Annotated in this window: 11 protein-coding genes; 9 read left to right on the top strand and 2 right to left on the bottom strand. The window is 68.3% G+C overall.

Features of this window, described 5'->3' with window-relative positions; genetic code table 11:
- The first annotated feature begins 10 nt into the window (after positions 1-10).
- The 3 genes from rpmF to mutM are packed head-to-tail and all read left to right on the top strand — an operon-like array spanning position 11 to position 1752.
- Entirely contained in the window at positions 11-202 is a 192-nt protein-coding gene (gene rpmF, locus ACQCX5_RS12015) for a 50S ribosomal protein L32 (protein WP_434542269.1), read from the top strand.
- Positions 199-888 (top strand): ribonuclease III, encoded by a 690-nt coding sequence (rnc, locus tag ACQCX5_RS12010; protein ID WP_434542414.1) that lies wholly within the window; start codon positions 199-201, stop codon positions 886-888. Before rpmF ends, rnc begins: the two co-directional genes overlap by 4 nt.
- A gap of 12 nt (positions 889-900) precedes the next feature.
- A complete protein-coding gene (mutM, locus tag ACQCX5_RS12005; protein ID WP_434542268.1) occupies positions 901-1752 on the top strand; it encodes a bifunctional DNA-formamidopyrimidine glycosylase/DNA-(apurinic or apyrimidinic site) lyase in 852 nt (283 codons plus the stop codon).
- A gap of 49 nt (positions 1753-1801) precedes the next feature.
- On the opposite strand, the gene ACQCX5_RS12000 is transcribed toward mutM, so the two are convergent.
- Complete coding sequence (locus ACQCX5_RS12000; RefSeq protein WP_434542267.1) at positions 1802-2719, bottom strand: Abi family protein; 918 nt, start codon at positions 2717-2719, stop codon at positions 1802-1804.
- A 185-nt stretch (positions 2720-2904) separates the two neighbouring features.
- Positions 2905-3906, bottom strand: a complete 1002-nt coding sequence (locus ACQCX5_RS11995; protein ID WP_434542266.1) for an HNH endonuclease — start codon at positions 3904-3906, stop codon at positions 2905-2907.
- 287 nt (positions 3907-4193) lie between these two features.
- On the opposite strand from ACQCX5_RS11995, the gene ACQCX5_RS11990 reads away from it, so the two are divergent.
- The 6 genes from ACQCX5_RS11990 (at position 4194) to ACQCX5_RS11965 (ending at position 13010) form a co-directional block, all read left to right on the top strand.
- Positions 4194-4820 carry a GtrA family protein gene (locus ACQCX5_RS11990; protein ID WP_434542265.1) on the top strand — a complete coding sequence of 209 codons (627 nt, stop codon included), beginning with the start codon at positions 4194-4196 and terminating at the stop codon, positions 4818-4820.
- A 4-nt stretch (positions 4821-4824) separates the two neighbouring features.
- On the top strand, positions 4825-8394 hold the full coding sequence (gene smc / locus ACQCX5_RS11985) for a chromosome segregation protein SMC (protein ID WP_434542264.1): 3570 nt from the start codon (positions 4825-4827) through the stop codon (positions 8392-8394).
- A gap of 116 nt (positions 8395-8510) precedes the next feature.
- Positions 8511-8765, top strand: coding sequence for a hypothetical protein (locus tag ACQCX5_RS11980; protein WP_434542263.1), 255 nt, complete (start codon positions 8511-8513; stop codon positions 8763-8765).
- 46 nt (positions 8766-8811) lie between these two features.
- A complete protein-coding gene (gene ftsY / locus ACQCX5_RS11975) occupies positions 8812-9981 on the top strand; it encodes a signal recognition particle-docking protein FtsY (protein ID WP_434542262.1) in 1170 nt (389 codons plus the stop codon).
- A 310-nt stretch (positions 9982-10291) separates the two neighbouring features.
- Positions 10292-11893 (top strand): signal recognition particle protein, encoded by a 1602-nt coding sequence (gene ffh, locus ACQCX5_RS11970; RefSeq protein ID WP_434542261.1) that lies wholly within the window; start codon positions 10292-10294, stop codon positions 11891-11893.
- Between the two features lie 25 nt (positions 11894-11918).
- Positions 11919-13010, top strand: a complete 1092-nt coding sequence (locus tag ACQCX5_RS11965) for an amidohydrolase family protein (RefSeq protein WP_434542260.1) — start codon at positions 11919-11921, stop codon at positions 13008-13010.
- Positions 13011-13174 lie beyond the last annotated feature (164 nt).

Raw genomic sequence — 13174 nt, 5'->3', positions numbered from 1 at the left:
GGAGATAATCGTGGCCGTCCCGAAGCGGAAGATGTCCCGCAGCAACACCCGTCACCGCCGCTCGCAGTGGAAGGCGACCCTGGCGAACACCGTCGTGTGCGTCAACCCCGCCTGCCGCCAGAAGCACCTGCAGCACACCGCGTGCCCGGCCTGCGGCCAGTACGGCCCCAAGGCTGACCGCCGCCAGGTGCTCGACGCCTGAGTGCGCTGACCACTCTTCATACCCTGCTTGACGAGCTGGGCGTCCCTGCGGACGCCCAGCTCGTTGAGCTTGCCGTCACCCACCGGTCCTGGGCGTACGAGAACGGCAACGGCCCGCACAACGAGCGCCTGGAGTTCCTGGGTGATGCCGTGCTCGAGATCGTGATCACCGAGCACCTCTATGTGGCCTACCCCGACCTGCCCGAGGGGCAACTGGCCAAGATGCGTGCCGCCGTCGTGAACGCGCACAGCTGCGCCGACGTCGCCCGCAGCCTCGACCTGGGCACCATGCTCAAGCTCGGCCAGGGTGAGATCAACACCCGCGGCGCCGAAAAGGTCTCGATCCTCGCCGACACCATGGAGGCTGTCATCGGGGCCATCCACCTGTCCGCAGGTGGTGCGGAGGCCTCGTCCCGGTTTGTGCGCCACCTGTTCCTGCCGCTCGTCGAGCAGGCCGCAGCGCTCGGCCCCGGGTTGGACTGGAAGACCTCGCTGCAAGAGGCGCTCGCCGCCGCCGGGCGCCCCGCGCCCCTGTACGTGATCGAGGCGACCGGGCCGGACCACCTGCGCCACTTCACCGCCACCGTGATGGTCGGCGACCAGCCCCTGGCCACCGGTGAGGGCTCGTCCAAGCGGCATGCCGAGACCGCGGCCGCCGAGGCCGGCTACCGCGCGCTGCACGATTGATGTGCGCGACTGATGCCTGAACTTCCTGAGGTCGAGTCGGTCCGGCGTGGTCTGGCCACGGCCGTCACCGGTCGGACGATCATGCGCACGCAGGTGCTGCACCCTCGTCCGGTGCGCAGCCACGCCACCGGCCCGGACGGGTTCGCTGTCGACACCACGGGACGGGCGTTCGCCGAGCCGCGCCGGCGCGGCAAGTACCTGTGGTTCGCGTTCGACGACGGCGACGCCATGCTGGCGCACCTGGGCATGAGCGGGCAGTTCCGCATCAACCACACGGGCGATGAGCTGCTGCGCAGCACCCGCGTGCTGTTCGACTTGTCCGATGGCACCCAGCTGCGCTTCGTCGACCAGCGCATGTTCGGCGGGTTGACGATCAGCCCAGGCGGTGCCGTGCTGCCGTCCGAGGTCGCCCACATCGCCCCCGACCCGTTCGAGGACGACTACGACCCCGACCGGGTCGCGGCGCGCATCAGGCGTAGCCAGGCGGGCATCAAGCGGCTGCTGCTCAACCAGACCGTGGTCAGCGGCTACGGCAACATCTATGCGGACGAGACGCTGTGGCGCGCGCGGCTGCACTATGACGTGCCGGGTGCGCGACTGAGCCGGGCGAAGGCGCTCGACGTGCTGCAGCACGGCCACGACGTGATGGGCGAGGCCCTCGAGGTGGGTGGCACGAGCTTCGATGACCTGTACGTGCATGTGAACGGTGAGTCCGGGTATTTCGCGCGGGAGTTGCAGGCCTACGGCCGGGAAGACCTGCCGTGTGGGCGGTGCGGCGAGGCGATGGTGCGGGAGGCGTTCATGAACCGCAGTTCGTTCCGGTGCCCGAGGTGCCAGCCACGGCCGCGCGCACGGAAGGCATGAACGAGTCGGCCCAGAGCGGTGGCTCGAAGCGCTGCGGCTGATCCTTCGCTCAGTCCAGGTGTCGGCGCCAGAATGGGTCATCAGCCCATGCCGAGGGGATGCCCATGCCGCGCAGATTCATCGCAGGTCGGGTGCTGAGCAGCCGCTGGAGCCGTTTCGCCCAGCCGCTGCGAGGCGAGACAGAGTCAAGGATCGACTGCAGTGATACCAGTACGGGATACAGCTGCCGCTTCGAACGCTCCGGCAATGCGTCGTCACCCTCGAGCCAGGAGATCGAGGGCGAACTCGGGATTGCCGGGTAGACGCCGAGGCCGACGTTCCAGAGCCGGCCGTGGTGGGCACAGATGTTGCGTACGCGGACGTAAGTCGTCAGCCATGACTCGAGCACCGGTGCGGTCAATCCAACGCTCTTCGCGATGGCGGTCCGGTCGGCGCGTAGGTTCAGATTGCGGTAGGCGCTTGTGAGTTGTCCGATGGTAAGCATTTCCGCCATGAGCCAGCTGGGCGGTAGCTCGGGAGAGGCATAGGTCGTGAGGTAGTGCTCGAGCGCTGAGCGGTGGACCAGGAAGTCCTCGCCCGCGTCCGGGGCTCCGCGGAGCCTTTCGTTGCAGGTGTCTCGGACGATCTTCAGGAGTCCCGCGTGCCTGCCGCTGTCGCGAAAGTGTGCGGCGGCCAGATACCAGTGTGCATCGTCGTAGGTCGTCGCCATGTGGTCCGTCAGGGCGGCCCGCACCGCCACTTCGATCCGCTCAAGGGCATCCACCACCAGGAGCCGCAGGGCACGATCGAACACGTACAGGTCGAGGATGTCATCGAATGACGTGCCGGGGCGCAGTTGGTGATCGGACCCGCACTGCTGGAAGGGAATCGTGTACGGGGACAGTCGGTAGTAGCCGATGTGACGTAGGTACCTTCGGGCTCTGGCGCGGTCGGGCAGGTCGAGCCCTCGCCCGGCGAGGCGTGCCACGAGATCATCAAGACTCAGCGGCGGCTTGTTGAAGACGAGCGAGCCTCGAGGCCGTGGTGATCGAGGCATCGTGTCCTCCTGGCGCGGGCAGAAAAAATCCCCCAAGTGCGCTTCCTGGAGAGGCGTGGGGGATGTAGTGATCTCAGGCTACCACGGTTGGATGAGGATGGGTGCCCTGGTGATAGTCAGTTCGCGGGCATCCGAGCGCCCTTGGCGCGGTTGCATCGCCAGCAGAGCGTTTGAAGGTTCTCGGGCACGCTGAGACCACCCTTGGATACAGGGATGATGTGGTCGACTTCCAGCAAGAGGTGAGGCTCGGCCGCCACCGACACGCCACACTGCAAGCAGGCGTGGCCGTCACGATCCTTGACCCAGCCGCGAAGTCGGGCTGTCATGAGCGCGCGCTGCCCTGCGGCGGACTTGGCCCAGCGAATCTTCTCTGCCAACGTCTCAGAGAGCGCGTCGAGCGTTTGCGTGTCCAGGTTGATGTTGACGGTCTGGCCACTGTTACCGCCCGCCGAGGTGTACTGGAACTTGTAGTTGGGATAGGGCACGGTGATGGGGGACAAGTGCACACCCACCAGACCCCAGAACTCGTCCGCGTACCGATGGAGGATGAACGCAGGCGGATTGATCATCGCGACGATTTCCGCCTCGCGACGTTGCAGGTTGGTGACGGCCTCCTCCAGACGCGAGACATCCTGGGCCACCCGCTGCACGTCCGCCAGCGTCTCCCTGTTCGCCTTGATGTCGAAGTACTTCATCAGGTACTTGATCGGCTCCACGCTTGCATTGCGCACGACCTGAAGCGACGCGTTGTGAACGTGTGGTGCATACTCGGCCATGTTGCGGTCTCGGCGGTTGTTCCATGCCGACGTGTTCTCAAACGTCGCCAGATGGGCGTGCTGTCCTGTGGAGGACGCACCCAGCTCGAACGCACCCTGGCCGCGGATCTCGGCCACGTAGTTGACGACGTCGTTGTGCTCGGCCACGAGCGAGGCGACGTGGGCACGCAGCGTCTGAAACTGCTCAGAGTTGAAGTAGCGGTCCTTGCGGACCTTCCAGATGATCGGGTTTGCGATCAGTACCAACACGATGGAGACGATCGCGACGACGATGTTGCCTGTCGCTCCACCGAGAATGATGGGGGCTGCTATCAGCAGCGTAATGAAGAGCCCCTTGGGCATGTCGTCTCCTCCGGCACTGTTGCTTCGTTCCGAAACTATGCGCTCACCATAGTGAACGCCACTGACATTTTTCTGGTGGGGGCGGTCAAGGGTCATGAACCGGTCAGTCGTTACAAGCAAGCGGCGGGACCAGTTGGAGGGACGGACCCTTGGTCGCATCCCCAAGCTCGTCAAGCCGTCGTCGTCGAGTCGTGGAGCCCGCGAGGTTCCAGCGCCGTCCCCGCGTCAGCGGCGAACAGGCGCGGTGACCCCGCACGCGGGTCGCTCCCGACTAGAGTCGACCTATTGTGAGTGAGTCCAACCTTCAGCGCAGCCGTCGCCACCTGCGCCAGTTCATCCAGTTCGGCGTCGTCGGCGGGTCCGGCATCCTGGTCAACCTCGCGGTCACCATCGTGCTGAAGTGGCTGGTGCCGAGCTACCAGCAACGGGTGTTCCCGATCCCGGGCACCCCCTTCGGCGTGTACTGGTACCACGTGATCGCCGTCGCCGCCTTCGTCGTCGCGAACACCTGGAACTACCAGCTCAACCGGTCATGGACCTTCAAGAGCACCGCGCACCACACGCCGTGGCTCAAGGGGTTGGCGTCCTTCATGAGTGTGGGGCTGGTGGCGCTGGTGGTCGGCCTCGGCATCCAGACGCTGCTGCTCAAGGTCGATTCGCCGCTCTACCTCGGCAAGATTTCCTGGCTGGACGACGCCAACGGGTTCCGGACGAAGCTCTACTGGGCCACCCTCGTCCAGATCGCCGTGACGATGCCGATCAACTTCGTCGTCAACAAGCTGTGGACCTTCCGCTCGGCACGGTTCCGCAAGTCGGTCGACACCGGCGCTGATCCTTCGGAGCCGGGCACGACGACCACGCAGGAGCCCACGACCCGTCCGTCAGCGTCTGCGGGCGCCGCCCCCCGGGAGTAACCCGGTGTACCTGAAGTCCCTGACCCTGCGCGGCTTCAAGTCGTTCGCGTCGGCCACGACGATGAGCTTCGAGCCCGGCGTCACCTGCATCGTCGGCCCCAACGGGTCGGGCAAGTCGAACGTCGTCGACGCGCTCAGCTGGGTCATGGGCGAGCAGGGGGCCAAGAGCCTGCGTGGCGGAAAGATGGAGGACGTCATCTTCGCCGGCACGTCTGGCCGTGCCCCGCTGGGGCGCGCCGAGGTCGTGCTGACCATCGACAACACCGATGGCGCGCTGCCCATTGACTACACCGAGGTCACCATCAGCCGGACGATGTTCCGCACCGGCGGCTCCGAATACCAGATCAACGGCAACCCGGCCCGACTGCTCGACGTGCAGGAACTGCTGAGCGACTCGGGCATCGGCCGCGAGATGCACGTCATCGTGGGCCAGGGGCAGCTCGACACGATCCTGCAGGCGACCCCCGAGATCCGCCGCGGCTTCATCGAAGAGGCGGCCGGCGTGCTGAAGCACCGCAAGCGCAAAGAGAAGGCCCAGCGCAAGCTCGAGTCGACCGCGGCGAACCTCGACCGGCTCAACGACCTGATCAGCGAGATCCGCCGCCAGCTCAAACCGCTGGGGCGCCAGGCCGAGGTCGCCCGCAAGGCGGCGGTCATCCAGGCCGAACTGCGCGACGCCAAGGCGCGGCTGCTGGCCGACGACCTGACCCAGGCGGTGCTCGCGCTCGAATCAGACCTCGCCGATGAGCGTGCCCAGGCCGCCGCGAAGGCCCGCGCCGAGGCTGCGCTTGAGTCCGCCCGACGCCGCGAACACGAGGCCGAGCAGTTCGTGGCAGACGCTCGTCCACGCCTGGATGCCGCCCAGGAGAACTGGTACGCGCTGTCGGCGCTGGCCGAACGGGTCGGCACGACCCGCTCGATCGCCGCCGAACGCATGCGCCACGCCGACGCACAACCCGCGACCGGGCAGCAGGGCCGCGACCCCGAGGCCCTCGAGCGCGAGGCCGAGCTGGTGCGGGAACAGGAAACCCAGCTCGGCGACGACGTCACGCGCAAGGCCGACGCGTTGGCCAGTCAGTCAGAGCAGCGCGCCGAGGCCGAGAACCGGCTGGCCGCCGCCGAGCAGGCCTATTCGTCGCACCTGCGGGCCATCGCCGACCGGCGCGAGGGCCTCGCCCGGTTGAACGGCCAGGTCAACTCGCTGCGCTCACGCCTCGAGGCCGCCGACGAAGAGGCCGCACGGCTGGCGGCGCGTCGTGACGATGCCCTGGCCCGCGCCAATGCCGCCACCGCCGAGTTCACCAGGGTCGAGTCGAGCATGGCCGGCTTCGATGCCGGTGAAGAGGGCCTCGACGAGGCCTACGAGACCGCCGCAGCAGAGGTCGTCCAGTTCGAGGAGAAGCTGGCCGGGGTGGCCTCGCAGCAGTCGCAACTCGCGCAGACCCGGGCCTCGCTCGCGGCGCGCATCGAGGCGCTGTCACTGGGGCTCGAACGCAAGGACGCCAACGCCGCGCTGCTCTCGGCGGGCGACAAGGTCGGTGGCCTGCTCGGCCAGGTCGCGGCGTTGGTCGCGGTGCGCGACGGCTGGCAGGCGGCCGTGGCGTCGGCGCTGGGGTCCGCGGCTGAGGCGGTGGCGGTGGCCGACCTCGATGCGGCGCTGGCCGCGGTGGGGCATGTGCGTGACGAAGACCTTGGACGCGCGGGGCTGTTGTTGGGTGGGGCCGACGCGACGCGTGACGGCTGGCCGACCCTGCCCGCGTCGGCGGTGTGGGCGCTGGACGTGGTCGATGTCGACGCCGGGCTGTCCGGGTCGCTGACCCGGGTGCTGCACAAGGTGGCATTGGTCGACGACTTCACCGCCGCGGCCGACCTGGTGGCCGCACTGCCTGAGGTCACCGCCGTCACCCGCGAGGGCGACCTGCTCTCACAGTGGTTCGCCAGCGCCGGCAACGGCGGGTCGGCGAGCCTCATCGAGGTGCAGGCCGCCGTGGACGAGGCCAGGGCGCAGCTGCAGCAGACCGACCACGAGCTCGAACGCTGCCGGTTCACGTCGGCGCAGCTGGGGGCATCGCGCGATGAGGCCCACCAGCGCGCAGAGGCGGCGCTGGCGAAGCTGCACGCCTCGGATGCCGAATGGGCGGCGCTGTCGGAGCGGTTGGGCCAGCTGTCCGAAACGGCGCGGTCGGCACGGGCCGAGGCCGAACGGCTGGAACAGACCGCCCAACAGGCCCAGCAGAAGCGCACCGACGACCAGGCCTCCCTGGACGAACTGGCGGCCCGGCTGCAGCGCGCCTCGGACGAGACCGACCTGGCCGATCCCGACCCCACCGAACGCGATGAGGGCCAGGTGCAGGCGCGGCTGGCCCGCCAGCGTGAGATGGACGCCAGGCTGGCGCTGCGCACCGCGGAGGAGCGGGTGAAGGCGGTGGCCGGCAAGGCCGATTCGCTGCTGCGGGCCGCGGCGCATGAGCGGGCCCAGCGGCAGAAGGCCGCCGCCCGGGCAGAGCAGTTGCGTCGTGAGGCCGAGACGGCCAGGGCGGTGCAGACCGCGGCCGTGTGGCTGCTGGGGCAGGTCGAGGCCGCGCGCGCCATCGCGTCGTCCGAGCGTGCCGCAGCAGAACAGGCACGCCAAGAGGCAGAGGCCGAACTCGGGGTGGCGCGCAAGGAGGCCCGGGACAGCGCCCGCGAGCTCGAGAAGATCGTCGAGGGCGCGCACCGCGACGAGATGGCCCGCATCGAGCAGCGCATGCGCATTGAGCAATTGCAGGAAAAGGCGATGACCGAGCTGGGGCTTGCGCCCGAGGTGCTGATGCGTGAGTACGGGCCGGACCAGCTGGTGCCGGTGCTGGTGCATGCCGATGGTCGCCCCGTGGCCGAGGACGATGACGAGAAGCCCGAACCGGTGGCGTTCGTCCGCGAGCAGCAGGACAAGCGGCTGCGCACCGCCGAGAAGAACCTGCAGGTGTTGGGACGGGTCAACCCGCTCGCGCTCGAGGAGTTCGACGCGATGCAGGAGCGGCATGCCTTCCTGGCCGAACAGCTCGAGGACCTCAAGCGCACCCGCAAAGACCTGGTCGACATCATCGCCGAGGTCGACAGGCGCGTCGAAGAGGTGTTCGCGGCGGCCTACGCCGACGTGGAACAGATGTTCGCGCATGTCTTCTCGCGGCTGTTCCCGGGTGGTGAGGGACGGCTGGTGCTCACCGACCCGGGGGAGTGGCTGACGACCGGCGTTGACGTCGAGGCACGCCCGGCCGGCAAGAAGGTGAAGCGGTTGTCGCTGCTGTCGGGCGGCGAACGGTCGTTGGTGGCGGTGGCATTCCTGGTGAGCCTGTTCATGGCCAGGCCGAGCCCGTTCTACATCCTCGACGAGGTCGAGGCAGCGTTGGACGACACCAATCTGGGGCGATTGCTGGGCATCTACGAAGAGCTGCGCGAACGCTCGCAACTGCTGGTCATCACCCACCAGAAACGGACGATGGAGATCGCGGACGCGCTCTATGGCGTGACGATGCGCGGCGACGGCGTCTCGACGGTGGTCTCGCAGCGACTGCGGGAGTCGGCTGCCGGCTGATCGGCTGATCGGCTGCCCTTGTCACCCGGCGTGTCGGGGGCTGTGCGGGGCGGGAGTGGAATAATGGGGGCCGCAAGGGTACGAATCCGAAGCCATTGCCCGAGGAGGCCCAACCCATGCCCGCCATCATCATCACCATGCTCATCATCGTCGCCCTCGCGGCGCTCGTGACCGCCGTCGTGGCCGTGGGCATGCGGGGCAAATGGAGCGACCGCAACCCCGATGTCGCCGACCGCCTGGGTGTGCTCGGCAAACACCTGAACGGCGAGGCCGAGGCGCCCGAGCAGTTCGTGCAGATGTACGACAAGGGCACCGAGCGGATGCGCCAGGTCGCCGCACGCCGCCACCCCGCCACCAGCGACCAGCGCTGAGTGGGGCGTGTTCGGGCTCATCACCGGCTTTGCCTAGGATGAGCCCGTGAACCTTTTCGATCCTGCGAACGTCTGGGCCATTGTCTTCTGGGTCATCCTCGGGCTGATCCTGGTCACCACGGCGGTGGCCTTCGTCGTCGCACGACGCGGCCGTGAGCTGCCGCCGTCGGACCAGACCCCGCAGCTGCCGGTCGAGGGCGAGGCGCCGTCCACCCCCGGAACGACCACCGCGGAACCCACCGTCACCGCCGAGCCCACCGCCGAACCCACGATCACCGCGCTCGACGTGCCCGAATCGGCCAGCTCGCGACTGGGACGACTGCGCCGGCGGCTGGCGAACTCGAACAATGCGCTGGCCCGCGGGCTGGCTGAACTGCTCTCGAGTGACCGCATCGACGCCGACACCTGGGACGACTTCGAGGCCACACTGATCAGTTCGGACCTTGGCGTGGGGCCGTCCACCGAGCTGGTGACCACCCTGCGCAAGGAACTCGCCGTCGACGGCGTCAGCGACCCCACCGCAGCGAAGGGTGTGCTGCGCACCGAACTGGTGAAGCTGGTCAACCCCGACCACGACCGCAAGCTCAACCTGACCGGTGGGAACGGGCTGCCGGCCGTGGTGCTGGTCGTCGGCGTCAATGGCACCGGCAAGACGACCACCGTGGGCAAGCTGGCCCGGGTGCTGGTGGCCGAGGGCAGGACGGTGCTGCTGGGTGCCGCGGACACGTTCCGGGCGGCGGCCGCCGAGCAGCTGACGACCTGGGGTGAGCGGGTCGGGGTTGACACGATCCGTGGCGTTGAGGGGGCAGACCCGGCGTCGGTGGCGTTCCAGACGGTCGAAGAGGGCGTCAACCGGGGCGTCGACGTCGTGATTGTTGACACCGCCGGACGACTGCACACCAAGACGGGCCTGATGGACGAACTCGGCAAGGTCAAGCGCGTGATCGAGCGCAAGGCGCCCGTGACCGAGGTGCTGCTCGTGCTCGATGCGACGACCGGCCAGAACGGGCTGACCCAGGCGCGCATCTTCAGCGAGGTCGTCGAGGTGACCGGCATCGTGCTGACCAAACTGGACGGCTCGGCCAAGGGCGGCATCGTGGTGCAGGTGCAGCGCGAGCTCGGGGTGCCGGTGAAGCTGATCGGCCTGGGCGAGGGCGTGGACGACCTGGCGCCGTTCGAGACCGAGGGGTTCGTGGCGGGCATCCTGGGCGAATAGCGCCGTGGCGGGCGGTGGCTGGGCCTTCGGGCGGGGCCACGCACCCCTCGGGGGCACGTCGCTCCCCGTCAAGGGCACGCAGCACCCTTTGGGGCCATGCCGCTCCCTGTGGGGCCGGATCCAAGCGGTGCGTCGTGCACCGAAGGGGTGCGTGGTGCATTTGTGGGGGAGCGGCGTCACCCTGCGGGGGCACGCCGTCAGCCCCGGGACGAGGGGGCAGCAGACGGGCACCATCCACAGGCGTGACCGCCCACGTCCGCCCACCCACTATCCTTGGACGATGGGTGCGCCCCCGACCGAAGGATGACCAGTGTTCGACACACTCCAGGACCGTCTTGCCGCCACGTTCAAGGGACTGCGTGGCAAGACCCGGCTGACCGATGCCGACATCGACGCGACCATGCGCGAGATCCGCATCGCCCTGCTCGAGGCCGACGTCAACCTCGGTGTCGTCAAGGAGTTCATCGCCAAGGTGCGGGCCCGGTGCCAGGGTGCAGAACTGTCCCAGGCGCTGAACCCGTCGCAGCAGATCATCAAGATCGTCAACGAGGAACTCATCGAGATCCTCGGCGGTGAGACCCGCACCATCCGCTATGCCAAGACCCCGCCGACCGTGATCATGCTCGCGGGCCTGCAGGGTGCCGGCAAGACCACCCTGGCGGGCAAGCTGGCGCACTGGCTGAAGTCCGAGGGACATTCCCCGCTGCTGGTCGCCGCCGACCTGCAGCGCCCCAATGCCGTCAACCAGCTACAGGTCGTGGGTCAGCGCGCCGGTGTGCACGTGCATGCACCGTTCCCCGGCAACGGCGTCGGCGACCCCGTCGAGACGGCCCGGTCAGCCATCCAGGTGGCCCACCAACGGCTCTATGACGTGGTCATCGTCGACACCGCCGGGCGCCTCGGCATCGACCAGGAGCTGATGGCCCAGGCCGCCGACATCAAGGCCGCCGTCAACCCCGACGAGGTGCTGTTCGTCGTCGACGCGATGATCGGCCAGGACGCCGTCAACACCGCCATCGCTTTCCAGGAGGGCGTCGGCTTTGACGGCGTCGTTCTCACCAAGCTTGATGGCGACGCCCGCGGCGGCGCTGCGCTGTCGATCGCCAAGGTCGTCGGCAAGCCCATCATGTTCGCCAGCTCGGGCGAGGGCCTGAAGGACTTCGACGTCTTCCACCCCGAGCGCATGGCCAGCCGCATCCTGGGCATGGGCGACATGCTCACGCTCATCGAGCAGGCCGAGAAGACGTTCGACCAGGAACAGTCGAAGCTCGCCGCCGAGAAGCTGCTGGCGGGCAAGAACCAGTTCACCCTGGGTGACTTCCTGGCCCAGATGCAGCAGATGCGCAAGATGGGCCCGCTGTCGAAGATCTTCGGCATGCTGCCGGGCATGGGCCAGATGAAGGACCAGATCGCCAACATTGATGAGAAGGAGATCGACCACATCGAGGCGATCATCTATTCGATGACGCCGGCCGAGCGTGCCGACGTGGCGATCCTCAACGGCTCGCGCCGTGCCCGCATCGCCCGCGGCGCTGGGGTGCAGGTCAGCGATGTCAACCAGCTCGTGACCCGCTTCGTCGAGGCCCGCAAGATGATGCAGTCGATGGCCGGCGGCATGATGGGCGGTGGCCTGCCCGGTATGCCGGGCATGGGCGGCGGTCGTCCCAAGAAGCAGCAGGCCAAGAAGTCGGCCAAGAACAAGAAGGGCCAGTCGGGCAACCCGGCCAAGCGCGCCGCGGCCGCCAAGGGCCAGCCCGCTGTTGAAGCCGCACCGCTCGACGGGGCCAACGCGTTCGGCCTGGGCCTGGGCGACCAGCCCAGCGAAGCCGACATGCAGAAGGCCATGGCCAACTTCGAGCTGCCCCCGCAGCTGCAGCAGATGTTCAACCAGCAGAACAAGGGCCCACGCTGAGCCGACCAGCGGTTGAATCATTCCCATGAGCACTGACCAGCCCCTGCACCTGCGCGGTCTCGTCCTTCCCGACGACGACGAGCGCGACCTGTGGATCAGCGGGGGAGTGCTGCACGACGAACCCGTTGACGGCGCGCTGACCATCAGCGAGGGCGGTGCGATCGTGCCCGGCCTGGTCGACGTGCACTGCCACATCGGCCTGGTCGAGACCGGCGCCGCCACCCCGGACGAGGCCGAGGCCCAGGCCCTCACCGACCGCGACCGGGGCACCCTACTCATCCGTGACGCCGGCTCGCCGATCGACACCCACTGGATCGATGACCGCCCCGACCTGCCCCGCATCGTGCGTGCCGGCCAGCACATCGCCCGGCCGAAGCGCTACATCCGCTACTTCGCCGACGAGATCGACCCCTCCGACCTGGTCGCCACCGTCGAAAAGCAGGTGGCCCGCGGCGATGGCTGGATCAAACTGATCGGCGACTGGATCGACCGCGACCTCGGCGACCTGGCCCCCCTGTGGCCGGTCGACATCGCGCGGCAGGCCATCGAACGGGTCCATGAACTCGGCGCCCGCGTCACCGCGCACTGCTTCGGCGAGCAGTCGGTCGCCGAACTCGTCGGCGCAGGCATCGACTGCATCGAGCACGGCACCGGCATCAGCGACGACGTCATCGACCAGATGGCCGCCCGCCAGGTCGCGCTCGTGCCGACCATGATCAACCTCGAGAACTTCCCGACCTATGCGGCGGCCGGCGAGGCGAAGTTCCCGCGCTATGGCGCCCACATGCGTGCCCTGCACGCCGGGCGTCTCGACGTGCTGCGCAAGGCCCGCGAGGCCGGCGTGCCCATGTATGCCGGCACCGATGCGGGCAGTGTGGTCGTCCACGGAAGCCTGCCCGACGAGATCGAACGCCTGGCGACCATCGGCGACAACGCATTTGCCCTGGGTGCCGCATCATGGCGGACGCGCGCCTGGCTGGGTGCCCCGGGACTCGAGACCGGCGCCAGCGCCGACCTGGTGGTCTATGACACCAACCCGCTCGACGACATCACCGCGGTGCAGCAGCCCGCGCTGGTCGTGCTGCGTGGGCGGGTCGTGGCAGGCAGCCGCGCCTGAACGGTCGGTTCGCATCCGGGGCAGGTTTTCTGGCACACTGGACGATGCGTCTTCTGCCTTGGCATGCCCTCTCACCGTGCCGGGCGATGATTCATCCGGTGCCAACGGCATGTGCCCCACACATGACCCGAGTCACCACCCGCTCGTGCCGGGAGCACTCCCGG

Origin of the sequence: Aestuariimicrobium sp. G57 (genome assembly GCF_050110855.1) — a bacterium.
Taxonomy (GTDB): domain Bacteria; phylum Actinomycetota; class Actinomycetes; order Propionibacteriales; family Propionibacteriaceae; genus Aestuariimicrobium.
This window is presented reverse-complemented; position numbering and strand designations above follow the sequence as displayed.

Excerpts from the sequence above, each read along its gene's own strand:
- mutM (WP_434542268.1), top strand. The coding sequence starts at position 901 with ATGCCTGAACTTCCTGAGGTCGAGTCGGTCCGGCGTGGTCTGGCCACG.
- ACQCX5_RS11995 (WP_434542266.1), bottom strand. The coding sequence starts at position 3,906 with ATGCCCAAGGGGCTCTTCATTACGCTGCTGATAGCAGCCCCCATCATT.
- ACQCX5_RS11980 (WP_434542263.1), top strand. The coding sequence starts at position 8,511 with ATGCCCGCCATCATCATCACCATGCTCATCATCGTCGCCCTCGCGGCG.
- ACQCX5_RS11965 (WP_434542260.1), top strand. The coding sequence starts at position 11,919 with ATGAGCACTGACCAGCCCCTGCACCTGCGCGGTCTCGTCCTTCCCGAC.